Annotated in this window: 25 protein-coding genes and 2 riboswitches; of the genes, 8 read left to right on the top strand and 17 right to left on the bottom strand. The window is 71.8% G+C overall.

Annotation, left to right across the window (positions count from 1 at the left end; genetic code table 11):
* Positions 1-128 precede the first annotated feature (128 nt).
* Positions 129-554, top strand: coding sequence for a hypothetical protein (locus K415_RS0117535; RefSeq protein ID WP_024288340.1), 426 nt, complete (start codon positions 129-131; stop codon positions 552-554).
* Between the two features lie 28 nt (positions 555-582).
* Positions 583-2,013 (top strand): 4Fe-4S binding protein, encoded by a 1,431-nt coding sequence (locus K415_RS0117530; protein ID WP_024288339.1) that lies wholly within the window; start codon positions 583-585, stop codon positions 2,011-2,013.
* Between the two features lie 40 nt (positions 2,014-2,053).
* Here the strand turns inward: K415_RS0117530 and K415_RS0117525 are convergent, their stop codons facing one another.
* From K415_RS0117525 to K415_RS0117510, 4 genes are all read right to left on the bottom strand, one after another.
* Complete coding sequence (locus K415_RS0117525; RefSeq protein ID WP_024288338.1) at positions 2,054-2,797, bottom strand: C40 family peptidase; 744 nt, start codon at positions 2,795-2,797, stop codon at positions 2,054-2,056.
* Between the two features lies 1 nt (position 2,798).
* Positions 2,799-2,979: riboswitch (cyclic di-AMP (ydaO/yuaA leader) on the bottom strand.
* 133 nt (positions 2,980-3,112) lie between these two features.
* Positions 3,113-4,987 (bottom strand): alpha/beta-hydrolase family protein, encoded by a 1,875-nt coding sequence (locus K415_RS23025; protein WP_024288337.1) that lies wholly within the window; start codon positions 4,985-4,987, stop codon positions 3,113-3,115.
* Between the two features lie 46 nt (positions 4,988-5,033).
* Positions 5,034-6,248 (bottom strand): MFS transporter, encoded by a 1,215-nt coding sequence (locus K415_RS0117515; RefSeq protein WP_024288336.1) that lies wholly within the window; start codon positions 6,246-6,248, stop codon positions 5,034-5,036.
* A gap of 4 nt (positions 6,249-6,252) precedes the next feature.
* Complete coding sequence (locus tag K415_RS0117510; protein ID WP_024288335.1) at positions 6,253-6,945, bottom strand: TetR/AcrR family transcriptional regulator; 693 nt, start codon at positions 6,943-6,945, stop codon at positions 6,253-6,255.
* 69 nt (positions 6,946-7,014) lie between these two features.
* Here K415_RS0117510 and K415_RS0117505 point away from each other — a divergent pair, with 69 nt between their 5' ends.
* A complete protein-coding gene (locus K415_RS0117505) occupies positions 7,015-7,725 on the top strand; it encodes a DUF4386 domain-containing protein (protein WP_024288334.1) in 711 nt (236 codons plus the stop codon).
* A gap of 56 nt (positions 7,726-7,781) precedes the next feature.
* Here the strand turns inward: K415_RS0117505 and K415_RS0117500 are convergent, their stop codons facing one another.
* From K415_RS0117500 to K415_RS0117485, 4 genes are all read right to left on the bottom strand, one after another.
* Positions 7,782-8,177, bottom strand: coding sequence for a hypothetical protein (locus K415_RS0117500; protein WP_024288333.1), 396 nt, complete (start codon positions 8,175-8,177; stop codon positions 7,782-7,784).
* A gap of 33 nt (positions 8,178-8,210) precedes the next feature.
* Complete coding sequence (gene arsB, locus K415_RS0117495) at positions 8,211-9,308, bottom strand: ACR3 family arsenite efflux transporter (protein WP_024288332.1); 1,098 nt, start codon at positions 9,306-9,308, stop codon at positions 8,211-8,213.
* Positions 9,305-9,631 carry a helix-turn-helix transcriptional regulator gene (locus K415_RS0117490; RefSeq protein WP_029664055.1) on the bottom strand — a complete coding sequence of 109 codons (327 nt, stop codon included), beginning with the start codon at positions 9,629-9,631 and terminating at the stop codon, positions 9,305-9,307. Before K415_RS0117490 ends, arsB begins: the two co-directional genes overlap by 4 nt.
* A gap of 143 nt (positions 9,632-9,774) precedes the next feature.
* Positions 9,775-10,290, bottom strand: coding sequence for a flavodoxin domain-containing protein (locus K415_RS0117485; protein ID WP_024288330.1), 516 nt, complete (start codon positions 10,288-10,290; stop codon positions 9,775-9,777).
* Between the two features lie 203 nt (positions 10,291-10,493).
* Positions 10,494-10,568: riboswitch (cyclic di-GMP riboswitch) on the top strand.
* Between the two features lie 15 nt (positions 10,569-10,583).
* Here K415_RS0117485 and K415_RS23020 point away from each other — a divergent pair.
* Positions 10,584-12,146 carry a GGDEF domain-containing protein gene (locus tag K415_RS23020; RefSeq protein WP_024288329.1) on the top strand — a complete coding sequence of 521 codons (1,563 nt, stop codon included), beginning with the start codon at positions 10,584-10,586 and terminating at the stop codon, positions 12,144-12,146.
* Between the two features lie 27 nt (positions 12,147-12,173).
* Here the strand turns inward: K415_RS23020 and K415_RS0117470 are convergent, their stop codons facing one another.
* The gene (locus tag K415_RS0117470; protein WP_024288328.1) at positions 12,174-13,415 is read right to left on the bottom strand and encodes an MFS transporter; all 1,242 of its coding nucleotides are present in this window, start codon (positions 13,413-13,415) and stop codon (positions 12,174-12,176) included.
* A 142-nt stretch (positions 13,416-13,557) separates the two neighbouring features.
* Between K415_RS0117470 and K415_RS0117465 the strand changes: the two genes are divergently transcribed.
* Together K415_RS0117465 and K415_RS0117460 are read left to right on the top strand one after the other, a co-directional pair.
* Positions 13,558-14,442: a metallophosphoesterase gene (locus K415_RS0117465; protein WP_024288327.1), complete on the top strand. Its 885-nt coding sequence runs from the start codon at positions 13,558-13,560 to the stop codon at positions 14,440-14,442.
* Positions 14,443-14,464: 22 nt separating this feature from the next.
* Positions 14,465-15,229 carry an SDR family NAD(P)-dependent oxidoreductase gene (locus K415_RS0117460; RefSeq protein ID WP_197024755.1) on the top strand — a complete coding sequence of 255 codons (765 nt, stop codon included), beginning with the start codon at positions 14,465-14,467 and terminating at the stop codon, positions 15,227-15,229.
* A 64-nt stretch (positions 15,230-15,293) separates the two neighbouring features.
* Here K415_RS0117460 and K415_RS0117455 read toward each other — a convergent pair whose 3' ends face one another.
* The 8 genes from K415_RS0117455 to K415_RS0117420 form a co-directional block, all read right to left on the bottom strand.
* Positions 15,294-16,406: a bifunctional 2-methylcitrate synthase/citrate synthase gene (locus tag K415_RS0117455; RefSeq protein WP_024288325.1), complete on the bottom strand. Its 1,113-nt coding sequence runs from the start codon at positions 16,404-16,406 to the stop codon at positions 15,294-15,296.
* A gap of 51 nt (positions 16,407-16,457) precedes the next feature.
* Positions 16,458-17,378: a methylisocitrate lyase gene (gene prpB, locus K415_RS0117450; RefSeq protein ID WP_024288324.1), complete on the bottom strand. Its 921-nt coding sequence runs from the start codon at positions 17,376-17,378 to the stop codon at positions 16,458-16,460.
* A complete protein-coding gene (locus K415_RS0117445) occupies positions 17,378-18,907 on the bottom strand; it encodes an MmgE/PrpD family protein (RefSeq protein WP_024288323.1) in 1,530 nt (509 codons plus the stop codon). Before K415_RS0117445 ends, prpB begins: the two co-directional genes overlap by 1 nt.
* Positions 18,904-19,590: a GntR family transcriptional regulator gene (locus tag K415_RS0117440; protein WP_024288322.1), complete on the bottom strand. Its 687-nt coding sequence runs from the start codon at positions 19,588-19,590 to the stop codon at positions 18,904-18,906. Before K415_RS0117440 ends, K415_RS0117445 begins: the two co-directional genes overlap by 4 nt.
* Positions 19,591-19,726: 136 nt before the next feature.
* A complete protein-coding gene (locus K415_RS0117435; RefSeq protein ID WP_024288321.1) occupies positions 19,727-21,292 on the bottom strand; it encodes a stealth family protein in 1,566 nt (521 codons plus the stop codon).
* A 190-nt stretch (positions 21,293-21,482) separates the two neighbouring features.
* Positions 21,483-22,496 carry a zinc-binding dehydrogenase gene (locus K415_RS0117430; RefSeq protein WP_024288320.1) on the bottom strand — a complete coding sequence of 338 codons (1,014 nt, stop codon included), beginning with the start codon at positions 22,494-22,496 and terminating at the stop codon, positions 21,483-21,485.
* A 3-nt stretch (positions 22,497-22,499) separates the two neighbouring features.
* Positions 22,500-23,459 (bottom strand): SMP-30/gluconolactonase/LRE family protein, encoded by a 960-nt coding sequence (locus K415_RS0117425; RefSeq protein ID WP_024288319.1) that lies wholly within the window; start codon positions 23,457-23,459, stop codon positions 22,500-22,502.
* Positions 23,456-24,292 carry an IclR family transcriptional regulator gene (locus tag K415_RS0117420; protein ID WP_024288318.1) on the bottom strand — a complete coding sequence of 279 codons (837 nt, stop codon included), beginning with the start codon at positions 24,290-24,292 and terminating at the stop codon, positions 23,456-23,458. Before K415_RS0117420 ends, K415_RS0117425 begins: the two co-directional genes overlap by 4 nt.
* Before the next feature lie 49 nt (positions 24,293-24,341).
* Here K415_RS0117420 and K415_RS0117415 point away from each other — a divergent pair, with 49 nt between their 5' ends.
* Together K415_RS0117415 and K415_RS0117410 are read left to right on the top strand one after the other, a co-directional pair.
* Positions 24,342-26,057 (top strand): IlvD/Edd family dehydratase, encoded by a 1,716-nt coding sequence (locus tag K415_RS0117415; protein WP_024288317.1) that lies wholly within the window; start codon positions 24,342-24,344, stop codon positions 26,055-26,057.
* Positions 26,058-26,118: 61 nt separating this feature from the next.
* The gene (locus tag K415_RS0117410; protein ID WP_024288316.1) at positions 26,119-26,925 is read left to right on the top strand and encodes an HpcH/HpaI aldolase/citrate lyase family protein; all 807 of its coding nucleotides are present in this window, start codon (positions 26,119-26,121) and stop codon (positions 26,923-26,925) included.
* The last annotated feature ends 27 nt before the right edge of the window (positions 26,926-26,952 follow it).

The following is a 26,952-nucleotide window of genomic DNA, read 5'->3' as shown; positions in this document are numbered from 1 at the left end:
CGCCGGTGACTGGTGGGCGCGAACGATGAAGGTCCGATGAAGAACCCGGCTCGGGTCCCACGAGTCCCGGGCCGCGCGTCCGTGGTGCCGGGACAGTGGCGTGTCGCCCCACGTCGAGGAGCCCCACGATGCGCCACCCCGCACGTCTCGCACGCACCGTCGTCCTGGCGGCCCTGCTGCTCGGAGCCGCTGCTCCCATGGCATCGGCGGCTCCCTTCGGTCCGGTGTCCACAGGACTCGGCCGGCCCGTCCTCGACGACGACCCGCCGGTCGCCGAGCACGGAGAGATGTCGCCCTCGGACCACCAGGAAGCAGTCGCGCCGGCCGACGGCGAGCCGGAACACGAGGAGATGACCGACTCCGACCATCAGGAGGTTGCCATCCCTGGCGAGGAGCACTCCGAGCGGACACCGCGCCCCCGGGCTCTGGTCCTGGGCTCGTTCGCACTCATCAACGTGGCCGTCCTGGCTGCCGCGGCGATCCTGCGCCGCCGGACGCCGCCGAAGGTCCGCCGCGGCCCAGCGGCCCGCACGACCGTCCCGTCCGCCGCCTGATCGCCCATCCACTCTCCGAGGACCAGAGATGCCGACCATCACGCTGCCCGCACCGACCGTCCGGGATGGCTCTGTCGACCCTGACGAGACGCCAGACACGACTCCTGCGCCGGTCGGCCGCAACCTGATGACCAACCGCTTCGTGGCCGGCGTGCTGCGCAGCCGGTGGTATCCGGGGGTGCTCCAGGTGCCGGTCGCCGGGGTCTTCGGCCTGGTGGCCTTCCAGCTGCTGGCCGGTCCCGATGCGGCCCACGACAACGCGGGCACGGCACTGATGTGGGTGCTGTGGTGGCCGCTGATCCCGATCGTGTTCGTGCTCCTGGGCCGGTTCTGGTGCGCGGTCTGTCCGTTCGGTGCGATCTCGGACTTCGTCCAGAAGTGGGTCGGGGTCAACCGCCCGGTCCCGGTCTTCCTGAAGCGATACGGCATCTGGATCATCGACGCCTCGTTCCTCCTGATCACCTGGGCGGACCATGTCTGGGGTGTGGTGGAGTCGCCGTGGGGCTCAGGCGTCCTGGTCCTGATCCTGACCACGGCCGTCATCGCCTCCGGTGCCCTCTTCCAGCGCCGGACCTTCTGCCGGTACCTGTGCTTCCTCGGCGGCATGTCGGGCAACTACGCGCGCGTCGGCATGGTCGAGCTGCGCGCGGACAGCGAGATCTGCAGGACGTGCAAGGCCAAGGCAGTCTGCTACAACGGCAACGACAAGGTCGCCGGATGCCCCCTGTTCACCTTTCCCCGGACGATGGAGGACAGCGCCAACTGCAACCTGTGCGCCAACTGCATCAAGTCCTGCCCCAACGACGCGATCGCGGTGCGGCTGCGGAAGCCCACCAGCGAGCTGTGGTTCATCAACAAGCCCAAGATCGAAGAGTCGTACCTCGCGATGGCGATCATGGGGATCGTCCTGATCCAGAACATCACCATGCTCGAGGTCTGGAACGACGTGCTGACCTGGATCGAGACGACCACCGGGATCACCAGCTACCCGGTCATCTTCACGGTCGCCTTCGCGCTCGCCGTCACCCTCCCCGTCGGGCTGCTGGCCCTCGCGTCACGAGCCGCCGCGGGGACGAACCTGGAGACCACCCGACAGAACTTCGCCCGCTTCGGCTACGCCCTGATCCCGCTGGACGTGGCGGGGCACCTGGCCCACAACCTGTTCCACCTGCTGGCCGAGGGCGGTTCGGTGTACTACACGGTCGCCGGCCTGTTCGGCGACGCGCCTGTGGTCGGCGATCCCGCTCTGGTCGGCGCCGGCACCATCCAGGCGCTGCAGTTCGCGCTCCTGGCCCTGGGGGTTGCCGCCTCGCTGTACACGGCCGGGCGGATCGCCCGCCGTCGGTACCGGACTGCGGCCCGACGCCGGGGCACCGTGGTGCCGTACGCGGTGATCATTGCCCTGCTCGGGGCCGTCAACGTCTACTTCTTCCTGCTGCCGATGGCCCACCGCATGTGAGGACGCCGCACCCGGTGCGGTCGTGACGACCCGCCCCGGATCAGCCGACCCGGATGAAGACCGGGTTGGACTGCCAGATCTCCCGGATCTGGATCGCCTGGCCGGGCACGGGTGAGTCGATCTGGAGGTTGCCGCCGGCGTAGATCGAGATGTGGCCAGGGGACCAGATCAGGTCTCCGGGCTGGGCGTCGGCGGCTGCGACCTCGGTGCCGGCATACCGCTGGTCGCCCGAGGTGCGGGGCAGGGTGATGCCGATCTGGGCGTACACGTAGGACGTGAACCCTGAGCAGTCGAAACCGTCCGGGGTCGTGCCGCCGTACACGTAGGGGACGCCCACGTAGCGCGAGGCGATCTCGACGATCGCGCTGCCGTTCGCGGAGGCCGGGGCAGCGGCGCCGATGGCCGCCGCGGGTGCCTGCTCGGTGCTGCGCGAGACCGGCTCGGGGGCAGGCGGCGGGGGCGGCGGGTCCGCCTCGACGCTGATCACGGGGGCGTCGAACGTCCAGACGGCATCCGCGGGCACCGACACGCGGGGCGAGACGGCCAGCGCCTCGCGCGCCAAGGCGGTCAGGGCGCGGGTGTCGACCGACGGGTGGTCCGTGCGCACCGCCGCTGACGCCGGGGCGCCCAGCATCGAGACCAGGAGGCCCGAGGCCCCGACGGCGACGACGCCGCGACGGCCGATCCGGTCGAGCGACTCGGCGACGCCGGCTGCCGCGACATGCAGCGGGTTGCGGGCGATGCCGACCGCGCGATGGCGTGGGGGGAGCGGACCTGTAGGCATGACAACCTCTCCGGTCGCCTACGAGGTGAGCTGTCGGGTTCGGACGGGAGTTCGCCCGGCCGGATCTCTCCGGCTTCACCCCAAGGACGCCATGACCGGCGCCCACGATGTGGTTCCCCCGCTCCTGCCAGCGAGCTCGTACCAGGACCCTCGGTGGTGACAGGACTCGGCGGTCCACCTCAGGCCGCTCCGGACCCCGGAGCGGGCACATGGTAGGCATACGGAGCCCCGAAAGTCACGGATGGATAACGACCACGCCACCGCCGGCACCCTTCCAGGACCGCCCCGAGGCCGGCGGCAGCGCCGATGATCGCCTCACGACCAGGTGGCGGCTCGGTCCAGCTCCTCGCGGCGCAGGGCGGACTCGACGTCGGCGAGCTGTTCGTCGGTGCACGGGAGGCCGAAGGCGAAGCGCACCGCCCGGGCGATGTCGGCTCGGTAGTCGTGCCCGGTGGCGACGAACTCCCCGGGAGTCGCGTCCACGGCGTTCTTCGTGTCGATGGCGGTCTGCAGGAAGGTGATCGGGGTCGACCAACCGGCCTGAGCGGGTACCGCCGGGGGCCGGCTGTCGCTCAGCCAGGTGGGGCTTCGGACGAGCAGGTCCGGGCTGAACAGGCTGACCCCGTCGTCGTCGTGCGCGAGCAGGAGGTAGCGGGCGGCTGCCGCAGCGGTCGGATCGAGGTGGTCGAGGTCATCGGCGCAGGCGACCTGCAGGACCTCTCCGGGCCGGACGTCCGTGCGAGCGGGGTCGCGGACCTCGTGTGCCCAACCGCTCGCGTGCGGGGTCCCGAGCCACAGTGCACGCTCGACGAAGTGCGCCTGCAGGCCACGGGTACCGGTGTGCAGGAACGCGTCCTGGCTGGTGTGGGCTCCGAGGCTCTCGCCGAACAGGACGACGCGTGGGCGGTCGGCCGGGGCCCGTCGGGCGAGGACCTCCGCCACTGCCGTCCACATGGCCCCGTTCTGCTCCCGGCCGTCGTCCACCCGGTCGAGGGACAGGATCGAGGGGCGCAGCGAGTACTGCAGGGCGAGCGACGCGCAGTCTCCACCGGTGAGGTACTCCCAGGCCGAGCTTGCTGCGTAGTTGACGTACCCGGTCCCCGTGGGGGAGACCAGCACGAGCACGGACCGGTCCAGGGCCCCGGTGCGCTCGAGCTCGGTCAGGGCCAGCTGGATGCGGTCGGCGACCGTCGGCCCGCTCGTGAGACCGACGTAGACCCGGATCGGCTCGCGCGCGGCCCGACCCATCACCGACTCGATCCTGCCGGCCGTGGTGACGGACGTCAGGTGACGACGAGGTTGGCGGGTGAGCGGTCCCCAGGCGACGACGCTGCCCGGGCCGCCACTGACGTGCGGTGAGTCCGGGGGGGCTGCGAGCGTCCCGTCGACGGCGGATGCTGCCGCCTCGACCCGTCGGTAGTACCTCGCCCCGACGCCGTAGAGCCCTGCACCGATGACGGCGACGGACGCGAGGTGGCTCGGGATGGAGCCGTGTCCGGCGCGACCGGTCACCCGGCGGATGGCGGCGTCCGCGGCGTGCGCGATGCGACGCTCCGCGGCGGCCAGGCCGACCGCCCCCATCGCCGTGACCGCGCCGATGCCCAGCGACTTCGCCACCGGGGCACCATGACCGTTGACCGGGTCGACGCCCGCGGCGCGCAGGCGCCGGACGCGTACGAGCTGCATCGCTGCGGAGATGCCCGCGCCCGCGACCACTGTCACGGGGACCGTACGCAGGGCAGCGCCGATCGCCCGGTCCCGTCCCGGCAGGGCGTCGAGCACGCTCGGCAGGATGCCCGCGACGGCGGCGGCTCGGATGCGACCTGCCGTGGTCCGGACGATCGCCCGGGCGGCCGCCTCGCCGTCGCGGCGGGGGAGGGCGACGTGCACCGCCGACGACGCTGCGAGGGCGACGAGGTCGACCGCGAGGGTCGTGCGCGCCGTGCTGCCGACGTCGATGCGCGCGCCCACGAGGCGCAGCGCGCCACGGGAGGTGCCGAGGACGACATCGTGCGCGACTGTCGTCAGTGCGTAGTTCATGGCTGAGGAGAGCCCGGTGATCAAGCCCTGGTCCGTCGCCGAGCGCGGTCGCAGGAGCGGTACCAGGCTCATCGGCACCGAGGCCGATGCGGCAACGATCCCGGCACGCTGGCTGGCTGACAGCCGCGCGTACAGGTCACCCTGCCTCATCAGCGCTCCTGTCGACGATCGGACACCCCATCGTGTCGGACGACTGTCAACCATGACGGGCGTTCCGGCGACGGCCCGAGCCGAGGATCGTCGCGGTCGCTGCGGCGGCGAGGACGGCGAGGCTGCCGCCGAACCAGAACGGGGCATCCGAGCCCAGGCCCACCCACATCGCGCCGGCGATCAGGGAGGCGAGGAGCAGCCCGATGCCCTGGAGCGTGCCGTAGACGCCGAGCACCGTGCCACGGAGGTGCGGGGGCGCGGCCTCGGCGACGAAGGCGCGTTCGGCGCCGCTGAGGAAGGCCGTGCAGGCGCCGTAGACGACGAAGAGCAGCACGACGGCTGGTCGGGACGTGAAGCCTGCGAGCCCGAGGTACACCAGCCCGGCCAGCAGGTACCCGGGGACCAGGACGGACCTGCGGCCGAACCGGTCGGAGAACCGGCCGGAGGGGATCGCGAAGACCGACGCGGAGACGTTGAAGATCAGGTAGAGGAGCATCACCTGGGTCAGTGAGAAGCCGAGGTCCGCTGCCTTGAGGAGCAGGAACGCGTTCGAGGAGTTGCCCAGGCAGAAGAAGAAGACGGTGCCCAGGTACAGCCGTAGGCGTGCGTCCAGGGGTGCCCCGCGCAGTGTCGGCCGCACGCCGGCGGGCCGCTCGACCCGCTCCTCGCGGACGGCAGGGATGATCAGGATGCCGATGACGGCGGGCACGATCGACCAGAGGAAGGCCTGGTGGAACGCGGTACCGGTGCTGACCACCACGAGGGCGAGCAGTGCGCCGGCTGACGACCCGGCCATGTCGAGCATCTTGGCCAGCCCGAAGGAGCCACCGAGCTTGCTCTGGTCGCTGGACTGCGCGATCAACGAGTCTCGCGGAGCAGTGCGGATGCCCTTGCCGGTGCGGTCCACGACCCGTGCGAGCAGGACCCCGCCCCAGGACGTCGCCGCGAGCAGCAGGACCTTGTAGACCACGGCACCGGAGTACCCGAGGAAGGCCAGGCGCTTGCGGTGCTGGTGGACGTCGCCGAGGTAGCCGCTGAAGACCTTGAGCAGCGAGGCGAGGCTCTCGGCGATCCCCTCGATCACGCCGACCACCATGGGTGTGGCCCCCAGCGTGGCGGTCAGGAAGATCGGCACGAGCGGATAGACCATCTCGGTGCTCAGGTCGACGAACATGCTGGTCAGCCCGATGAGCAGCACGTTCGGGACGACGCGCCCGTGCCGCCGGGGAACCGGCCTGTGGTCCGGGTCCATGGCCGGCATCCGCTCAGGATCCGGAGGATGCGCGGGCGGTCATGCGCAGACCGTTGAGGAGCTGGTCCAGGACGAAGTCGTAGTGGGCGTCGCTGCCGTAGGAGGCCAGCTCGTCGGCGGCTCCGACGGTGAGCGGGTACTCGCGACGGGGGAGTGCTGCGAGCGCGGCACCGACGTCGCGGCCCGGCGTGCCGGGGTCGAGGGTGCGCGGGGCCGTGAACGACGACCAGCCGTAGTTGAGGGCGATGATCCCGCTGAAGGCGGCCACGGCGCGGGCACCGGAGAGCCCGGCCTGCTGCAGGATGCCGAGTGCGCCTTCGCCGATGCGGACGGCGCCCAGCCCCGGGTTCGGCCGGCTGAAGAGCGGCGCGACGGCCCACGGATGGCCGGTCAGCACACGCCGGTGAGCATGCGCGAATCGGCGGAGGTCATCGACCCAGTCGCCGGTCGCCGGTTCGAGCTCGAAGCGGCCGAGCACGCGGTCCAGCAGGGCGTCGACCAGTGCGTCCTTGGTGGCGAAGTGGTTGTACAGCGCCATCGGCACGGCGCCGAGCCGGCCGGCGACCGCCCGCATCGTCAGGGCGTCGAAACCCTCGGCCGCGACGTCCTCGGCTGCCTGGAGGATGAGGTCCGGGTTCAGCGAGCCGCGGGATCGTCGCGTCCGGCCCGGGTCGATGGGCGACGCTGCGTCCGGCTCGTGGCTCACGGCTCTTGACCCCCCCGGGTGTACAACGTACGTTACCGTAACGGACACCGTACATCATAGAGAGGGACCATGATCTTCAGCCACGCGCCGACCGTCTCCCCGCTCACCGGCCTCCTGCTCGTCGTCGTCCCGCTCGCGTTCAACGTCGCGTTCGCGCTGCTCGCCGCACGCTTCGACTACCCCGACATCCTGCGCCGACCGACAGCGGAGGTCCTGGCGGCGTTCCGCGCCGGCGGGACGAGCCTGGTCCTGCTGTGGTGGGCCTTCGCGCTCACGGCGGTCCTCATGGTCCCGTTGGTCGTCCTGCTCTCCGAGGCGATCGGTGACGGTGACCGCGGGCTCCTCGCCGTCACCACGACCGTCGGTGTGCTGGCCGCCGCCGTGCAGTTCCTCGGGCTCGTCCGCTGGCCGTTCCTGGTGCCCTACCTCGCCCGGGCGGACGACGAGCCCGACGCGAGCGAGGCGCGCCGGGAGGCGATCGACGTCGTCTTCCAGTCCTTCAACCGCTACCTCGGCGTCGACGTCGGCGAGCACCTCGGCTATGCGCTCACCGGCGCCTGGACCACCCTGGTCGGGATCGCCCTGGCCAGGAGTGCCGTCGTGCCGTCGTGGCTGGGAGTCGTCGGGGTCGTCGTCGGGCCGGTCCTGGTCGCCTGCTCGCTGGAGTTCGTCGGTCGCCACGAGCCGATCGGCTGGCGGCTCGCCGAACGACTCACGCCGGTGGCCTACGTCGCCTGGTCGCTGTGGCTCGTCGCCATCGGCGTCGCGCTGCTCGTGTGAACGGCGGCCGGGGCGTCGTCGGGGGCCGGCGCACCGCGTACCGGTGCGCCGTCGGGCTATCCGGCTGCGAGGGCGATGACGACGCAGGCCCCGGAGAGCAGGGCGGCGACGGGAGCCATCGTCAGTCGTTCGGGCACGCTGCGCGAGACCGCGTTCATCACGACACCCAGCAGGAAGTAGCCGGCCAGGACCCACGTCCCCACCTCGGACACCGCGTCCGGCAGGACGTCGACGAGTCCGACGCGGTCGGCGAGCACGGTGCCGAAGAGCGCGTACAGCAGGATCGAGACCGCGCTGCCCACGCGAAGACGCCCGGGGAGGACCCGGTGCCGGCCTCCCCAGGCGACGCGACCCAGCGGGGCGCCCAGGGCCAGCGCGAGCTGGAACAACGCGAGCAGGGTCAGGAGGACCAGGGCGGCAACCGCAGCGCCGGTGGCCAGCTCTTCGTTCACAGGGGTGCTCGTCTCGTCGATGTCAGGCAGTCGCTATCGGGCGGCGGCCGTCGGCCAGGTCAGGCGCCCGCGCAGCCACAGGGCCAGGTAGACGAGAGCGACGAGGACGGGGACCTCGATCAGTGGGCCGACGACGCCCGCGAGCGCCTGGCCGCTCGTCACGCCGAACACGCCGATCGCCACGGCGATGGCCAGCTCGAAGTCGTTGCTGGCCGCCGAGAAGGCCAGTGCCGTGGTGCGGGGGTAGCTCAGCTTGAGCCAGCGGGCGATGCCGAAGGCGCCGAACCACATGATGGCGAAGTAGGCGAGCAGGGGGAGGGCGATGCGCACGACGTTGAGGGGCTCGTCGGTGATGGTCCTGCCCTGGAGGGCGAACAGAACGACGACCGTGAACAGCAGCCCGTAGAGGGCGATCGGGCTGATCCTCGGCAGCAGCGTCGTCTCGTACCACTCCTGGCCGCGCAGGCGTTCGCCGAGGGTGCGGGTCAGGAAGCCGGCGACCAGCGGGATGCCGAGGAAGACCAGCACGGTCGTGGCGATGTCCCACATCGAGACGTCGAGGTCCGCGGTCGCCAGGCCGAGCCATCCGGGCAGAACCTTGAGGTAGAAGTAGCCGAGCGCGGCATAGGTCAGCACCTGGAAGACGGCGTTCAGGGCGACCAGCACCGCGGCCATCTCCCGGTCCCCGCACGCCAGGTCGTTCCAGATCAGGACCATCGCGATGCAGCGCGCCAGGCCGACCAGGATGACGCCGGTGCGGTAGGCGGGCTGGTCGGCCAGCAGCAGCCAGGCCAGGGCGAACATGACCGCCGGACCGATCACCCAGTTCAGCAGCAGGCTCGCGGCGATCATGCGCTTGTCGGCGGTGACCAGGCCGATCTCGCGGTACCGGACCTTCGCCAGGACGGGGTACATCATCAGCAGCAGCCCGAGTGCGATCGGCAGGGAGGTCTGCCCGACCTTGACCGCGTCGAGGGCGTCGTCCAGGCCGGGCACGAGCCGACCGAGCAGCAGGCCCACGACCATGGCGGTGCCGATCAGCACCGGCAGGAGCCGGTCTGTCGCGGACAGCCGGGCGACCACCGCGGTGGTGTCGGCCCTCGTGACGGCGGAGTCCGGGTGGGTGCTCATGTGCAGCTTCTCCTGGTCTGCCCGGCGGCGCGGGCACGATCGGCGAGGGCGGCGAACCGTGCGCTGACGGAGTCCAGCGCATCGGGCCGCAGCCGGTAGTACGTGTAGCGACCTGCGGGCTCGGGCTCGACCAGCCCGGCGTCGCGCAGCACCCGCAGGTGGTTGGACACGTTCGTCTGGCGGGCGCCGGTCAGCTCCACCAGATGGCACGTGCACAGCTGCTCGTCGGCCAGCAGCTCGACGATCCGGGCCCGTAGTGGCTCGGCCAGCACCCGCACGACGGCGTCCGTGCTCGGTGGGTTGCCGTCATCGATTGACACCATCTCCGGATGATATCAGTCCGTAGTGATGTCCGCGGTGCTCACTCGGTGGGCCCGTCGGTCATCGACCGACGAACGTGGGCGGCGGCCGGTGCAGCCCGAGCAGCGGCCCCCGACGAGAGCTCTGATGGCTCCCGTGGAGAGGGTCACGTGCCGAGCGCGGCCCCGATCGACCGTGCGAAGGCGTCGATCGCGGGCCAGTCGCGGCCGTCCACCTCGGGGAGCAGCGGCCGGCCCGCCGGAAGGGCGCGGACGAGTCGGTGGCGCAGGTTCAGCGCGCGTGGGTCGAGCGCGCCGTCGAAGATGCGGTGCTCCTTGGCGCCGATCGCCTCCTGCACCCCTGCCAGGCCCTTGGGCTGCGGGTCGTTGTCGGTCTCCTCGGGCAGGACCGCGCCCGGCAGTGGGCCGCTGCTGAACATCCACACCGGGCGGTCGGCCAGGGTCCGACTGTTGCGCTCGACGAAAGCGGTGGCGTCCTTCATCCAGGAGCCGAAGTACACAGCGCTGCCCACGACGACGGCCTCGTGGTCGGCGACGTCCTTCGCATCCGACACGTGGCATGCCTCGGCGGGGTGCCCGGATGCGGTCAGGGTCTCGGCGATGCGCTCGGCGATGCCGGCTGTGGCACCGTACCGACTGGCGTACGCGACGAGAACGGTCATGGTTCCTCCCCGGCCTGGCTCGGGGGCACGGCGTGCTCCGCCGACCGGTGGGACAGCACGTTGTCATGGATCGCCACGACCACATTCCACACCTGCCGCCCCCCCGCGGTAGGGACGAAGCGTGCGAACATGATGCCGCCTCCACGGTGCCTCGCGTCGCACAGCCTTCAGGCGACCCCGCGTCGTGCCGATGAGCGGATGTACCGACGAAAGGGCAAACCCGCCGCGAGGAGGGGACGCCAAGCCACGGGACCCATGAGGTCAGCCGGGCCGCCGAACGAGAGGGACCGCCGTTGATCGGGATCCAGGTGCGCGACGCCCTCGGCGCCGCGCGACGAGCGTCGGGGCGACTGTCCGGGCTGCTCGGCCGCATGCGGACGCGGGCCCGCCGGCCGGCTGGGGCCCTCGAGGCCACGCGCTGGCTGTTCGCCGTGCTGGCACTCGTGACAGTCGTGCTCGCCCTGCCCGGGACGCTCGTGGCAGCGGACGGCGTGACGGTGGTCGCTGCGGTGGCCGCAGCGGTGACCCTCGGGCTGTCCTGGGTCACGGGATACCTGCGGCGTTGCGCCCCACCGGCCATGGACGTGGTGGACGCCGTCGCGATGACGGTCTTCGCGCTGGCCGGCCCTGAGCCGGCTGCCGTCTTCGGTCTGGTCTTCGCTGCGCTGTGGTTCCGCTCGCTGTACGGTTCCGCTCTCCGAGCCGTCCTGCGGTGGGCGGTCTACGCCGCAGGGCTGATCGCTGCGGTGCCCCTGTGGCAGTACGTTCCCGGCCACTCCGTGGCGGCAGATCTGGTCCCGGTGGTCAGCGTGATCCCGACCATGCTCCTGACGCTCGTCGTGGGCCGGCAGCTCGCGGGCAGCCTGCGGGCGAGGGAGCGGATGGCCCAGCTCGACGCCGTGCACGTCTCGGTGGGGCACCGGCTGCTGGGTGTGACCGATGCGGACGAGATCCGTCGGATCGCCTGGCTGGCGACCGCCCAGATCTGCGCGGTCCTGCCGGGACTACGAGTGGTCAAGGTGACCAGGGCCGGTGGTGCGCTGCGCGTGGACGGAGCGCGCGGTGGGTTCAGCGGCGTCCCCGCGACGCTTCCCGCGGACATCGTGGCGATCGGTGGCTGCGAGGAGGGGCACGTCGCAGTCCGTGGACACGCGGAGCTGGACGCGGCGGTCGGCACGCCCTGCGCCTGGGCCTGCGTACCGATGACCGACGCGCGCAACCGACCGGGGAACGAGGGGCTGTTCCTCGGCTACCCCGGAACGGTGCCCGACGAGGCGCTGGCCGCGATCGACAGCCTGGCGAACCAGGTGGCACTGGCACTGCGCAGCAGCGACGTGCACCAGGAGCTGACCTTGCGGGCGACCCTGGACAACCTCACCGGGCTGGCCAACCGGATGTCCTTCAACGCCGCTCTCGCCACCACCCTCGAGGACACCTCCGCGCAGGACACCACGGTCCTGTTCGTCGACCTCGACGACTTCAAGGACGTCAATGACCTGTTCGGCCATGGCGCAGGTGATGAGCTGCTCCGCGAGGTCGCGGGACGCCTGCGTCGGGCCACGCGCCCGGGGGACCTGTGCGCGCGCATCGGTGGGGACGAGTTCGCCATCCTGCTCCACCGCACCGGGAGTGCGCCCGCCTCGGTGATCGCCCAGCGCGTCGTCGACGCCGTCGCGGCCCCGGTGCACCTGGACGGCGGCGTGGCGCGCGTCGGAGCCAGCGTGGGTGTCGCGACCGCGACCAGCGAGTCCGACCTCGAACAGCTGATCCACCGGGCGGACGTGGCCATGTACTCGGCGAAGGCCAACGGCAAGGGCCGGATCCAGGTGTTCGCGCCGGGCCTCGTGCGGGGCTGAACGGTCGGACCGGTACGGCGGGGTGGCTCAGGGCCGCACGCTGAGATCCGCATCGTCGTGCTCCCGCCTGCTGCGGTACAGGAACGGCACCGCCACGAGCTGGATCACCGCCCCGACGAGGTACGACGGCCCGTAGCCCCAGGCATCGGCAGCCCGGCCCAGGACCGGCTGGACGACGACTCCGCCGCTGCTGCCCATCAGGGAGTCGAAGGAGAGGACCGTCGCTCGCTGCCTCGACGGGATGAGGTCGTTCAGGTAGGCCTGGCGCACCGGTAGGGCCGCGGCCTGGGACATGCCCCACAGCACGAGCAGCAGCAGGGCGAGCACGAAGCTGTGGGTGATGCCCAGCAGCGCGAGCAGGAGCGTCGCCAGGACCACGGCGACGATCAGTGCAGAGGTCCTGCGGCGCACCATCCGCCGGATCCGGGGAGCGAGGAGCCCACCGAGCATCTGGGAGCAGGCGATGATCGCTGCCGCGAGGCCGGCGATGCCGTACGCCCCCGTGTTGCCGTACAGCTCGAGCAGGAAGGGCTGCATCGCGTAGAAGGCGTAGAACCCCACCCCGGAGGTGAACGGGGCGGCGAGCATGAGCCAGCGGACCGGCGGGTTCCGCAGCCCGTGGTCGAGGGAGGTGACGACGATGGTCCGGATCGCCTGCACAGGTGTCTGCTCTGCCTCGCGGACGTGGCCCAGGTCCTTCATGAACACGGCTGCCACGACGAACATCAGGCCCAGGGTCGCCACCCGGATCAGGTAGGGCACCCCCAACGAGGTGACCTGTGCGATGTACCCGCCGGCGACGGAACCGGCGAGCATCGCCGCACCTCCGACGACCTGCGCACGTCCGAAGACCGCCTCGAGGCTGTCCTCGAACTCCGCGAACGCAAGAGCGTCGACGAGCCACGCCTCGACGGCGCCGGAGAAGAAGGTGAACCCGAGCCCGAGCAGGACCGAGACGGCGGCCCACTGCCAGAACGGCGCGTGGGTCTGCCAGAGCAGGTAGTAGAGGAACGTCGACGCGGCCAGGACGACGGTGCCGAGCAGGTAGGAGGTCCTGCGCCCCCACGCGTCGGCGACCACACCCGTCGGGATCTCGAAGACGACCATGCCAGCCGTGAAGAACGCGTTCGCCGCGAAGGCCTCGAGGTTGGTGAGGCCGGCGTCGAGCAGGAACAGGGTGTTGATGCCCCAGATGAACGACGCGGCAAGGGTGTTCCCGAGGATCAGCACCAGATAGGTCCGCTGGACCCGCCGTGCCAGCCGGTTCATTGGCCGATCGTAGCCACGCCCCGCCCCGCCACGACCCGGCGGCGGCCGACGGTGGGACGACCGCCGGATCGTTCATCGGGTTCCCGCGCCTCGTTCACCACCGAGCCACGTACCCGTGGCCGACGAACGATCTCCTAGGCCCATGACCGTGCGCTCCGCTGAGCACCCACGCCCACTCCATCTTCTCGTGCACCTGAGCGACACCCACTTCGTCACGCCGCAGGCGCCGCTGCTGCACGGCGTGGCGGACAGCAGGGCCCATCTGGCAGCGCTCCTCGAGCGGCTCGAGGCCTCGGGTGCCCGACCTGAGGCGCTGCTGTTCACCGGCGACCTCGCCGATGCCGCCGACCCGGCCGCCTACCGGAGCCTGCGGGAGGTGGTCGAGCCGACAGCCGCACGGCTGGGCGCGCGGGCCATCTGGGTCATGGGTAACCACGACGACCGCGCGGTGCTGCGGACCGAGCTCTTGGGTGAGCCCGGGTCGACCGCGCCGTACGACGACGTCGTCATGCTGGGCGGCCTGCGGATCGTCGTGCTCGACACGACCGTGCCTGGCGCGCACCACGGCGCCCTCGCCCCGGACCAGCTGCGCTGGCTGGCGGCCGTGCTCGAGCACCCCGCCCCGGAGGGCACGCTGCTCGCCATGCACCATCCGCCGGTGCCGTGCGTGCAGGACCTCGCGATCCTCGTCGAGCTGCGGGACCAGGCGGCGCTGGCGGGCGTGCTGCGAGGGTCGGACGTCAGGGGGATCCTGGCCGGCCACCTGCACCACTCGACCTCGGCGACCTTCGCCGGGATCCCCGTCTCGGTGGCGTCGGCGACCTGCTACACGCAGGACCTGCAGACCCCGTACGGCGGCACCCGAGGGCGCGACGGTGCGCAGGCGTTCAACCTCGTGCACGTGTACGACGACACGATCACGCACTCGGTCGTCCCGATCGGTGACCACGCGACCGTCGGATCGACGATCGACGCCCGCAGGACCTCGTGGCGGTGGACCGAGATCGGCGACCGGGTGCCGGTCTGAGCCCTGCCCGTACGCTCGGGGGATGATGACCCCGGACTTCGATCTCGCAGGACACGTCGCGATCGTCACCGGTGCCTCACGGGGTATCGGCCACGACCTCGTCCTCGCGCTGGCGTCGGCCGGCGCCGTGGTCGGCGCCGCCGCGCGATCCCGCCAGGACCTCGATCTTCTGCTGGACGAGGTGCGGGGCTCCGGCGGCCGCGCCTTCGGGGTCGAGACGGACGTGACCGACGTCGCGTCCGTCCGTCGCGCCGTCCACGACGTGCTCGCGCGGGAGGGCCGCCTCGACATCCTGGTCAACAACGCGGGCCTCGGCGCGAACCACGATGCGCTCGACGTCACGGAGGCCGACTGGGACGAGCTCATGGACGTCAACCTCAAGGGTCTGTTCTTCATGAGCCAGGCCGCTGCCCGGCCCATGATCGAGCGTGGCTACGGGCGGATCGTCAACCTCAGCTCCCAGGCCGGCCTCGTCGGCATCCGGCGGCATGCCGTCTACTCCGCGAGCAAGGGCGGCGTGAACATGCTCACGAAGGTGCTCGCCCTGGAATGGGCACCCCGCGGCGTCACGGTCAACGCGGTCGCGCCGACGTTCATCCGGACGCCGGGCACCGCCGAACGTCTCGACGAGCCGGACTTCGCGGACGACGTGCTGGCCCGCATCCCGGTCGGGCGGTTCGGCACCACTGCCGACGTCGCTGCCGCGGTCCTGTACCTCGCGTCCCCGGCCGCGGGCCTCGTGACCGGCACGGTGCTCCCCGTCGACGGCGGGTGGACGGCCCAGTAGCACGCGGTCGCACCGCGCCTGGGCCGCTCTCGGGTCCCGGGCCGGTGTTCGGCTGCCCGGCCGCTCAGTGGGCGTCGAGGTGCCGCTCCGGCGACCCGACGTAGGAGCTCAGCGGCCGGATCAGGGCGTTGGCGGCCCGCTGCTCCATGATGTGCGCGGTCCAGCCGACGACACGGCTCGCGGCGAACAGCGGGGTGAAGGTCGCGGTGTCGAAGCCCATCAGCCGGTAGGCGGGGCCGGAGGGGTAGTCGAGGTTCGGCAGGATGCCCTTGCGGTCGCGCATGGCCCGCTCGAGCGTGTCGTAGAGGGCCGCCAGGTCGGGGCGGTCGTACTCGGCGACCAGGGTGTCGAGGGCCGCCTTCATCGTCGGCACGCGGGAGTCCCCGCTGCGGTACACCCGGTGCCCGAACCCCATGATCTTGCGCTTGGCGGCCAAGGCGTCGTCGAGCCATGCCTCGGCGTGACCCGCATCGCCGATCTGGTCGAACATGTGCATCACTGCCTCGTTCGCCCCGCCGTGCAACGGGCCCTTGAGCGCACCGACCGCACCGACGACAGCGGAGTACAGGTCCGACAGCGTCGAGGTGATCACGCGGGCGGTGAAGGTCGAGGCGTTGAACGAGTGCTCGGCATACAGGACCATCGAGACCCGGAACGCGTCCGCGACGACCGGCGGCGGGGTGGCGCCGAAGGTCATGTGCAGGAAGTTCTGCGCGTGGTCCAGGTCGTGGCGCGGCGGCACGAGGTCCTGCCCGCGGCGCCTGCGCTGGTCGTAGGCCACGACGGCCGGCAGCTGCGCGAAGAGGCGCACGGCCTTGTCCAGGGTGGCGCCCGGGGAGGCGTCGTCGGACGTCGGGTCGTGGGCGCCCATGACGCTCACCGCGGTGCGCACCACGTCCATCGGGTGGGCACTGGTCGGCGACGAGTCGATGGCCGCCCGCACCGGTGCCTCGAGCGTGCGGTGCTGCCGCTCGGCCGCCTGCAGCTCGGCCAGCTCGGCGGTGCTGGGCAGCTCGCCGTGCCAGAGCAGCCAGGCGACCTGCTCGAAGGAGCAGGCGGCGGCGAGCTCCTGCACGGGATACCCGCGGTAGAGCAGCGAGTTGCTCTCGGGGTTCACCCGGGAGACCGAGGTCTCGTCGACGACGACGCCGGCCAGCCCCTTGCGGATCTCGGTCATGATCGCTCCTTTGCGGTCAGCGGGTCGGTCAGCGGGTCGGTCAGGCTTCGGTCATCCCTCGTCGGGATGACGGTCGGTGGGCACCGTGAACCCGAAGACGGAGGTGTCGAAGCGCGTGTACCCCTCGTAGTCGAGGAGCTCGTAGAGCCGTGAACGGTGCTGCATCTGGTCCAGCAGCGGCTCGAGCGTCCCGTGCTCGGCGATCGCGTCGAGCCCGCGTTCTGCGGCGCCCATCGCCAGGCGGAGCAACGAGACGGGGAAGATCACGATGTTGATCCCGACGTCGGCGAGCTGGCGCGTGGTCAGGAGGTCCGACTTGCCGAACTCGGTCATGTTGGCCAGCACCGGGACGTCGACGGCCCGCCGCACGGCCTCGAACTCGGCGAGGTCGACCATGGCCTCGGGGAAGATCGCGTCGGCACCGGCATCGACCAGGAGCCGGGCTCGGTCGATCATCGCCGGGAGGCCCTCCAGCGCCCGGATGTCCGTCCGGGCCATGATCAGGAAGTTCGGGTCACGCCGCGCGTCCACCGCTGCGCGGATCCGCTTCGCCGCGGTCGTGGCGTCGACCACGAGCTTGCCGTCCAGGTGCCCGCACCGCTTGGGGTTGACCTGGTCCTCGATGTGCAGGCCGGCCACGCCGGCGTCCTCGAGCAGCTGGACGGTCCGCGCGACGTTCATCGGCTCACCGAAGCCGGTGTCCGCGTCGACGAGCGCGGGCAGGTCCGTCATCCGCGCGATCTGCTGGCTGCGGCCGGCCACCTCGGTCACGGACGTCAGACCGACGTCCGGCAGGCCGAGGTCGGCCGAGATCACCGCGCCGGAGATGTAGACGCCCTCCATCCCCTTGTCCTGGATCAGGCGGGCCGAGAGCGGGTTGAACGCGCCGGGGAAGCGCAGCAGCTCACCGGTCGCCAGCGCGGCGCGGAGCGCGAGGCGCTTGTCCGCGGCGGTCGTCGTCGAGTGCAGCATCAGAAGATCCCTTCCCTGCTCGGCACGGAGGCAAGGAGGCCGTCGGGTACCACGACGGTCAACCCGCCGAGCTCGGCGGCGGTCAGGTCGGGCAGGCGTTGCGCCAGATCGAGGAACCGATCGATCTCGGCCGGGTCCAGCACATCCTCGGCCAGGTCACGGAACTTGGCCAGGTACTGTGCGCGCGCGAAGGGTCGGGCGCCGAGCGGGTGCGCGTCGGCGACAGCGATCTCGTCGACGATCTGTCGACCGTCGGTCAGGGTGATCTCCACCCGCCCGCCGAACGCCTGCTCGGCAGGATCCGTCGAGTGGTAGCGGCGCGTCCAGCCGGCGTCCTGCGCCGTCGTGACCGTGCGCCACAGGGCCACCGTGTCCGGCCGGGTCGCACGCTGCGGCTCGTAGGAGTCCTTGTGGTGCCACCGACCGTCCTGCAGGGCGACCGTGAAGATGTACGGGATCGAGTGGTCGAGAGTCTCGCGGGACGCGTGCGGGTCGTACTTCTGCGGGTCGTGCGCGCCCGAGCCGATGACCGTGTGTGTGTGGTGGCTCGTGTGGATGACGATGCTGCGGACGGTTCCGGGCTCGCGCAGCACGGGGTGCTCGGCACCGAGCCGACGGGCCAGGTCGATGAGCGCCTGGGCCTGGTACTCGGCCGAGTGCTCCTTGGTGTACGTGTCGAGGATCGCCAGCCGGGGCTCACCCGGTCCGGGCAGGATCACGTCGTACCGCGCCTCGGGCCCGTCCAGGAGCCACGCGATCACGCCGTCCTCGCCCTCGTAGACCGGCTCCGGCGAGGTCTGGCCGCGCATCGCCCGGTCGACGGCCTCGATCGCGGCCTTGCCGGCGAACGCGGGTGCGTAGGCCTTCCAGGTCGAGATCTGACCCTTGCGCGACTGGCGGGTCGCGGTCGTGGTGTGCAACGCCTGACCGATCGCCTGGAACGTCGTCTCGACGTCGAGCCCCAGCAGGGTGCCCAGCGCCGCAGCCGCGGAGGGGCCGAGGTGCGCGACGTGGTCGATCTTGTGCCGGTGCAGGCTGATCGCCCGGACCAGGTCGACCTGGATCTCGTAGCCGGTCGCGATCGCGCGCACGACGTCGTGCCCGGACAGACCGCGCCGACGACCGAGGTGCTGCGCGACGGCGAGCACGGGGGGGATGTTGTCGGCCGGGTGCGAGTACTCCGCGGCGAGGAAGGTGTCGTGGTAGTCCAGCTCCCGGACCGCGACGCCGTTCGCCCAGGCCGCCCACTCGGGGCTGACCCGGCGCTCGGTGGGTGTCCCGAAGACGGTCGAACCGGGTGCGTAGGGGTGCGCGAGGGCTTGGTCGCGCGCGGCCGCGACCGGGCCGCGCAGCACGGAGGCCGTGGCGACGGCCGCGTTGTCGATGACCCGGTTGACGACCATGTCGGCGGCCTCGGGCGTGACGTCGACGGGGTCGGCGGCGACCTCCGCAAGCGCCCAGGCGAGCTGGGCGTGGCGGGGCAGACCCTCGGCGCTGGCGTGGACCCGGACGGTGTGGGTTCGGCTCACGACGGCACTCCTGCACTGGGCGGCTCGGGAGCACCCTCGGTGGGTGCGGCGGCGAGCGACGCGAGGATCGTCGCCAGACTCATCCGCAGGTGGACGGCGGTGGCCTGCGCGGCGAGGGTCTCGTCCCCGTCGAGGATCGCCTGGACGATCAGCAGGTGCTCGTGGGCCGCCTGCTCGAGGCGCGCCGGGTTGTCCCTGGACAGGCGGCGGGCCCGCGCCGCGTGGGTCCGCACAGTGGCCAGCGAGCGGTGCAGGTAGGGACTGGCCATCGCGTCGTCGACGGCCCGGTCCAGGTCGGCGACCAGCTCGTAGTAGCGGGTGCGCTCCGGGTCGGTCCCGTCGAGCAGGGCCGTCGCGTCGGCGAACCGCGTGCGGAGCCGGGCGAAGACCTCGGCGGAGCGGCGGCGGGCGGCGAGTCGGGCGGCCTGGGTCTCGAGGGCCTCACGGAGCTCGTAGAGGTGGCGCAGATCGCCGGGCGACAGGTCGGAGACGACCAGCGTCCGCCCTCGGCCCGGTGTGGCGAGCCCCTCCGCGGAGAGCCTGGCCAGCGCCTCGCGCAGCGGGGTCCGCGACACACCCAGACGCATGGCCTGGTCGACCTCGCTGAGCTCGGTTCCCGGGGTCAGCCGCCACGCGAGGATGTCGTCCTTGAGGGATGAGTAGACCCGCTCGCTTGCCCGCACCGTCCCGACAGTACGCCGCGGCAAGGTCATTGTATACAAAGCCTTGGTCGGCCTTGGGTGCTTCGTGCTCGCGCGCAATGACGGAGACGCTCGATGCATACAGCGCCCGTGGAGTCGCGGCCGCGCGGGTCGACCCTCAACCCGCCGTGGGGGAGTCCTGACCCTGGTCCGGCTCGCGCTCCCACGGCGCGACGATGGGGAAGTACCGCGACATGAACTCGGTCACCGCACGCGCCCTGGGCTCCGCGTCGAGCTCGGGCTCGCTGCCGTCATTGAGGCAGAAGAAGTCCCTCGACCGGGACGCGAGCAGTGCCGTCATGTCCGCGAGACCCGCGCGCGACGTCGTGTCCACGTACTTGGTCCGCGCGCCGCGCTGCACGACGGCCTGGCCGCTCATCAGCGCGTAGTAGTGGTAGAGCGAGTTGGTGACGGAGATGTCCGTGCTGGCGCGGAAGCGGCTCGCAGCCGTCCGGGCGAAGTCCTCGGGAAACTCCGCCTCCAGCTGGGCCAGCACGCTGCGCCGCAGCGGAGTGGGCGCATGGTCGAGGTGCCGGACGGTCATCCGGCCGAACCGGCCGAGCAGCAGCTTCCGGTTGACGCGCGCGCCGTTCTCGAACCCGCTGCGTGCGGCGTCGTTGCTGCCGAGCCCGATCCGGGTGGGTGACTCGATGAACTGCGAGACCCCGCCGGGCGAGAAGAACATGTCCGGCCGGACGGGCCGGCCGAAGAACATGTCGTCGTTGGAGTACAGGAAGTGCTCTGCCAGGCCGTCGATGTGGTGCAGCTGCGCCTCGACGGCGTGCGAGTTGTGGGTCGGCAGCACGCTCGGGTCGGCGAAGAACTCCTCGCTCCGGACGAAGGTGACCCCCGGGTGCTCGGCCAGCCAGGCGGGCCGAGGCGAGTCGGTCGCCACGAAGATCCGGCGGACCCACGGAGCGAACATGTGCACCGACCGCAGGGCGTACCGCAGCTCGTCGACCTGACGGAACCGCGCGACGGAGTCGTCACCCTCGCCGACCACGTAGCTCTGCATCCGCGCCGCGCGGGCCTTCTGCCACTCGCCGCTGGACCCGTCGACCCAGGAGAAGACGATGTCGATGTCGAACGAGACATCGGCGGCCTGCGGGTCGAACATGCCGTCGATGGTCGTCCACGTCGCCCCGAACCGCTGGATCTCGGTGCGCACGAGCTCGCTCGGGTCGATGACGTGCCGGGTCAGCGCGTTGCCGTTCGGCAGCGTGACCTTGCGTGCACCGTAGGACCAGAGCTCGATCTGGACCGCCGTCGAGCCGCCGTAGAACAGGCCGCCGCTGGGCTCGATCCGCGGTCGGTGCACCCGGAGCACACGCCGGGCGATCAGGCCGGCCAGGCCACCCTCGGCGACCAGGACCATCGGGTCCCGGTCGGACCCGATGCCCCGGGCGTAGAACGGCTCGCCCGCGCAGCCGTCGCGAAGGGCGCGCCGCAGGGCCTTGCGGTCCGCCCAGGAGACGGCCAGCACAGGGCGTTCGCCCGTCCCGCGGACCAGCAGGTGCTCGATCCCGGCCGCGTCGAGCAGCCGACGGATGAAGAGCAGGTCCTCGACGACCGCGTCGGCGGGCGTGAGCGTCAGGTTGACCAGCGCGTAGCGGCCACCGACCAGGACGACGTCCTCGCGCGCGACGAGCCGGCTGCCGGCTGGGGTCGGTACGTGGTCGCGCACCGTCGGCTCAGCCGTGGCGACCAGGGCTGGATCGAGGGTTGCGGCTGTTCCTGCGGATGACGAGGTGATGGCGCGTCCGATTCTCGAGTGGGCACGCCGGCACGGGTGGGTATGCAGGTGGGCGGTGGTACGTCGGAGCATCATCCCACGGCTGCGACGAACCTGCCGTCTCCTCGGGTCCTGGCGACGATCAGAGCCTGGGGTCGACGTGCAGCTTCGGGCCGTCACCGGACCCGGCGGGGCGCTGGCCGGCGAGAACGGCCGCCACCGCGTCCAGGCCGATGGTGGCCGCGACGAGCGGCCGGGGGTCGACGGCACCGGAGGCGAAGCCCTCGACAGTGGCGGCAAGGCCTGGTGAGGCGCTCAGGATCCCGACCGCGGTGACGTCCTTGAGCAGCAGCTCTCGGGAGTCCACCGGTGTGGGTACGGTCGCCAGCCCGACCAGGACGACGCGTCGGCCGGGTTCCACGAGGTCGACGGCCAGGGCGGGCATGCCGGCCGCGTTCGATGCGTCGATGACCGCGTCCCACGGGCCGCCGGGCAGCTCGGCCATCGTCCAGACACCGGAGAAGCCCAGCGACCTGGCGAAGCCGCGGGATCGTGCAGAGCGGCCGAGCAGGTGGACCTCGGCCCCGGCCGCCCGGGCGAACTCCGCCACGAGCAGCCCGATCGTGCCGGGCCCGATGACGAGGATGCGGTCGCCCGCTGTGAGGTCGGCGCCCCACACCGCGCGCAGGGCGTTCCCACCAGGTTCGACAAGCGCTCCCGCGACGTCGTCGACCGCGTCCGGCAGGGCGTGCAGGGCACCGGCAGGGAACGCCATCTGCCCGGCGAGCGCACCGGCGAACCCGCCCCGGATGCCCAGCTCGAAGCGTGCCTCGCAGACGTGCTGCCGACCGGCGGCGCAGCGCCGGCAGTGCCCGCACCCGAGCATCGTGTCGCCGGTGACCCGTTGTCCGAGCCACCGGGCGTCGACGCCGTCGCCGAGGGCGGACACCGTCCCGCACCACTCGTGCCCGAGGCGGATCGGATACGCCGCGTGACCGGTGTGCAGGTACGTCATCTGGCCGGTGAAGAACTCGACGTCCGTGCCGCAGACGCCCACCCGCTCGATGTCCACCACGACCTGTCCGGGCTGGGCGACGGGGTCCGGGACCTCCTGGACGCCGGCTTCCCCTGGGGCGGTGACGACGAAGGCGCGCATGGCTCAGCTCTCTCGGGGCTCGGACGTCGCAGCGGGCGACGCAGGTCGCGCGGGCGACGGTGGGATGCCACGCCCGTTCCACGGTGTGGTCGGCTGGCCGTGGACGCCGAGCAGCGCGCCGACCGGGGCCGTGTACAGCCGACCGGAGCCGGGGTGCTCCGAGAGCCCGGCCGGGTCGAGCTCGGCCGAGGCGGTCGTGATCAGGAGCCGGTCGAGCTCCGGCCCGACGAAGGCCACCGAGGACGTGTGCGGTGCAGCGACCTCGACGACGTGCAGCACCTCGCCGCCGGGGGAGTAGCAGCGCACCTGGCCGGCACCCCACAGTGCCACCCAGAGGTTGCCGTCGGTGTCGAGGCAGAGCCCGTCGGGAAGGCCCCCGCCGGTGATCCGCAGGTGCTCACGCCGGGTCCCGGCGGTCCGGGAGGCCACGTCGTAGTCCCGCCGCCAGACGATCGCCGGCAGGGTGTCGACCGAGTACATCACGACCGGGTCGGCCGACCAGGCGAGGCCGTTGGACAGCCAGAGGTCGTCGTCGAGGACCGTGAGGGAACCGTCGTCCTCGAGCCGGGTGAGGACCTCGTGGCCGGTGGCGCCACCGACGGTGACGCTGCCGACGACGAACCGTCCGGCCGGGTCGCACGCGCCGTCGTTGAGGCGTCCGGCCGAGCCGGACGGGAGCACGGCCGGACCCGGCGTCAGGTGTCCGTCGACCTCGACGACGAGGAGCCGATCACGGCCGGCGACGAGCAGGCGCCCGTCCGGGGACGGCACGACGGCACCGACGGTGGTGTCGACAGTCATCGCACGGACGGTCTCGATCTCGTTGCCGTGCAGGAGCCCCTCGACGACGGTGCCCGCATCGATGTCCACCCACAGCACGCGGCCACGTGCGGCATCCCAGACCGGACCCTCGGCCAGCCGGTGGATCGTGGGGGTGGCCGGGTGTGCCTCGAGCAGCGTCACGGGGACTCCTTCGTCGGGACGTCCCTCGGGGAGTCCGCGCCGCGCGTCGAGATCGCATCGACGATCTCGCGGATGGCCGGGAGCTCGGCGAGCAGCGTCGCGAGCGGCGTGCGGTAGGCCAGAGCGCTGACCGAGATCGCACCGCTCGGCGCGGTGGGGGACGTCAGGTAGGCGGGGACGGCCACGCACACGATCCCTGGCTCGTTCTCCTGGTCGTCGACCGCGTAGCCCTGCTCCCGGATGGTGGCCAGCTCGGTGACGAGCGCATCGGTGCTGGTCAGCGTGCGTGGGGTGCGTGCCTCGAAGACCCGACCAGCCGCCCAGGACCGGACGGCGTCGTCGTCGCGCAAGGCCAGTGCGAGCAGGAGCTTCCCGACGCCGGTGGCATGTGCTCCGTTGCGGCCGCCGACGGTGGACGTCAGCCGGACGCCCCCGGTGAGCGGGTCGACCTTCGAGCGGTAGATCACCGTGTCGTCGTCGAGCACCGCGTAGTGCGTGGTCTCGCCGAACCGCTCGGACAGCGCCTCGAGCACCGGCGTGACCCGGACGTGGTCGGGCCGCGCCTCGTGGTGGGTGAAGGCCAACCGCAGGAACTCGTCGCCGAGGACGTAGCGACCGCGGACGTCCTGGGTCGCGAAGCCTGCGCGGCGCAGAGCGGCGAGCGCGCGGTGGACCGTCGGCTTGGGGCTGTCGACGATGCGGCTCAGGTCGTCGAGGCTGATCCCCTGCGGGTGGCCGCTGAGCTCGGTGAGCACAGCGAGCACACGGTCGGCGCCGACGAGCCGGGGCTCATCAGCGGGTTCCGGGATGTCCGTCCGTCGAGTAGAGTTCATCGCGTTCCACATGTTAGCCATACGTTCCGATTAACGGAAAGAGAGATCGATGTCGGAGCAGCGCAGCGCCCAGTGGTACGCCGGCGGCGGCAAGGATCCCTACATCCACCGGGCGTGGATGCGACGGGGTCTGCCGGCCCACGCCTTCGACGGTCGACCGCACATCGCGATCGCGAACACGGCCTCCGACCTGACACCGTGCAACATGCACCTGGACGAGGTGGCGGCCGCCGTCAAGCAGGGCATCTGGGAGGCCGGCGGCATCCCGCTCAACCTTCCGGTGGTCTCGCTCGGCGAGACCCAGGTCCGCCCCACGGCGATGCTGTGGCGGAACATGGCGGCGATGGCGACCGAGGAGATGCTGCGCGCCAACCCGATCGACGGGGTCGTGCTGCTCGGCGGCTGCGACAAGACCATCCCGAGCCTCCTGATGGCGGCGGCGTCGGTCGACCTGCCGGCGGTCGTCATCCCCGGTGGCCCGATGATCACCGGGACCTTCCGTGGGGTCCCGCTCGGTTGCGGCACGTCGACGTACCGCCTGAGCGAGGAGGTCCGCGCCGGGACGATGAGCCGGGAGGAGTTCCTCGCGTCCGAGTCGTCGATGATCCGCAGCAAGGGCCACTGCAACACGATGGGGACCGCGTCGACGATGGGACTGGTCGCCGAGGCGCTCGGCACGACCCTGCCCGGCGTCGCCGGCACACCGGCCCCTGACGCGCGACTGCTCGAGGCGTCGCACGCGACCGGGCGGCTCGCCGTCGAGCTCGTCGAGGCCGACCGCCGACCGAGCACGATCCTGAGCCGGGGCTCGTTCCTCAACGCGATCGTCGCCCTCGCTGCGATCGGCGGCTCGACCAACGCCGTCGTGCACCTGCTGGCGATCGCAGGCCGCCTGGGCATCGAGCTGTCCCTCGACGACTTCGACCGCACCGGCTCCGGTGTGCCGCTGCTCGTCGACCTCCAGCCGGCCGGACGCTTCCTGATGGACGACCTGCACCGTGCCGGTGGGCTGCTCGCCGTGCTGCGCGAGGTCCGTGACCTGCTCGACCCCACGGCGCTCACCGTCACCGGCCGGCCGCTGGTCGAGTACCTCGACACGCCCCGGATCTGGGACCCCGAGGTCATCCGGGTGCGCGCCGAGCCGCTGCAGCCCGAGGCCGGGATCGCTGTCCTGTACGGCAACCTCGCGCCCCGCGGTGCCGTGATCAAGCCGGCGGCCGCCTCACCGCACCTCATGCAGCATCGCGGACGCGCCGTCGTCTTCGACTCGATCGAGGACTTCCACGCCCGGATCGACGACCCGGCGCTGGAGGTCGACGCGGACTCGGTGCTCGTGCTGCGCGGCTGCGGGCCCAAGGGCTACCCGGGCATGCCGGAGGTGTCCAACATGGCGCTGCCCGCCAAGCTGCTCGCCGAGGGTGTGCGGGACATGGTCCGGGTCTGTGACGGACGGATGAGCGGCACGGCGTTCGGCACGGTGGTGCTGCACGTCGCCCCGGAGGCCGCGGACGGGGGTCCCCTCGGCCTGGTCCGGGACGGGGACCCGATCGTGCTCGACGTGGCGGGTCGCCGGCTCGAGCTGGACGTGCCGGCGGCCGAGCTCGCGTCCCGGGAGCAGTCGCCGGCGGCCCTCGCCGGGTACGCCGCGCCGATGCGCGGCTGGCAGCGGCTCTACATCGATCACGTCCAGCAGGCCGACACCGGTGCGGACCTGGACTTCCTGATCGGCGGGAGCGGCCACGACGTCGGTCGCGAGTCGCACTGACCGGCCACGGCGCTCGGCAGCACACCGCGGCGCCCCACCCAGCAGCACGAAGGAGAAGGTCATGACGCACCACGGGGTCACAGCCCGCAGCTCGGCGCATCTGCGCGGGCTCTGGGCCGCCGATCGGCCGGCCTTCGGGATCTGGAGCTGCTTCGCCGATCCCGCCGTCGCCGAGCTCGTCGCCGGGACCGCCTTCGACTACGTGTGCGTCGACCTCCAGCACGGCCTGGCGACCTTCAGCGAGCTCCCCGGGATGCTGCAGGCGATGCGCGCGGCCGATCGGGCGCCCCTCGTCCGGGTGCCGTGGAACGATCCCGCAGCCGTGATGCGCGCGCTGGACACCGGCGCAGCCGGCGTCGTCGTGCCCATGGTGAACAGCGCCGAGGACGCCCGGCGCGCGGCCAGGGCCTGCCGGTTCCCACCGACGGGGGACCGGAGCTGGGGACCGATGTGGGGCGACGTCCGGCCCGACGGCGCGCCGCTGCCCCAGGAGCAGGACGAGGCCGCCCTCTGCATCGTCATGATCGAGACCAGAGCGGGTCTCGACGCGCTCGACGAGATCGTCGCCGTCCCAGGTGTCGACGGCGTCTACATCGGGCCCAACGACCTGGCGCTCAGCTGCGGGTACGGTCGCGCCACCTACCGCGACTCGGTCGAGACGGACGGCGCGATCCAGCGGGTCGTCGATGCCTGTGCGCAGGCAGGCATCGTCGCGGGGCTGCACTGCTCCGACCAGGAGATGGCGACGCACTGGGCCGCGCGCGGCGTCCGGATGCTCACCGCCGCGACGGACACGACGCTGCTGCGCACCGCCGCGGAGAGCGCGTTGGCCGACCTCGGTCCCGCAGCCGGGGCAGATGCCGGATAGCGTCGTACCAGCTGCCGGTCCGTGGTT

Source organism: Cellulomonas sp. KRMCY2 (genome assembly GCF_000526515.1).
Lineage (GTDB): Bacteria > Actinomycetota > Actinomycetes > Actinomycetales > Cellulomonadaceae > Actinotalea.
This window is presented reverse-complemented; position numbering and strand designations above follow the sequence as displayed.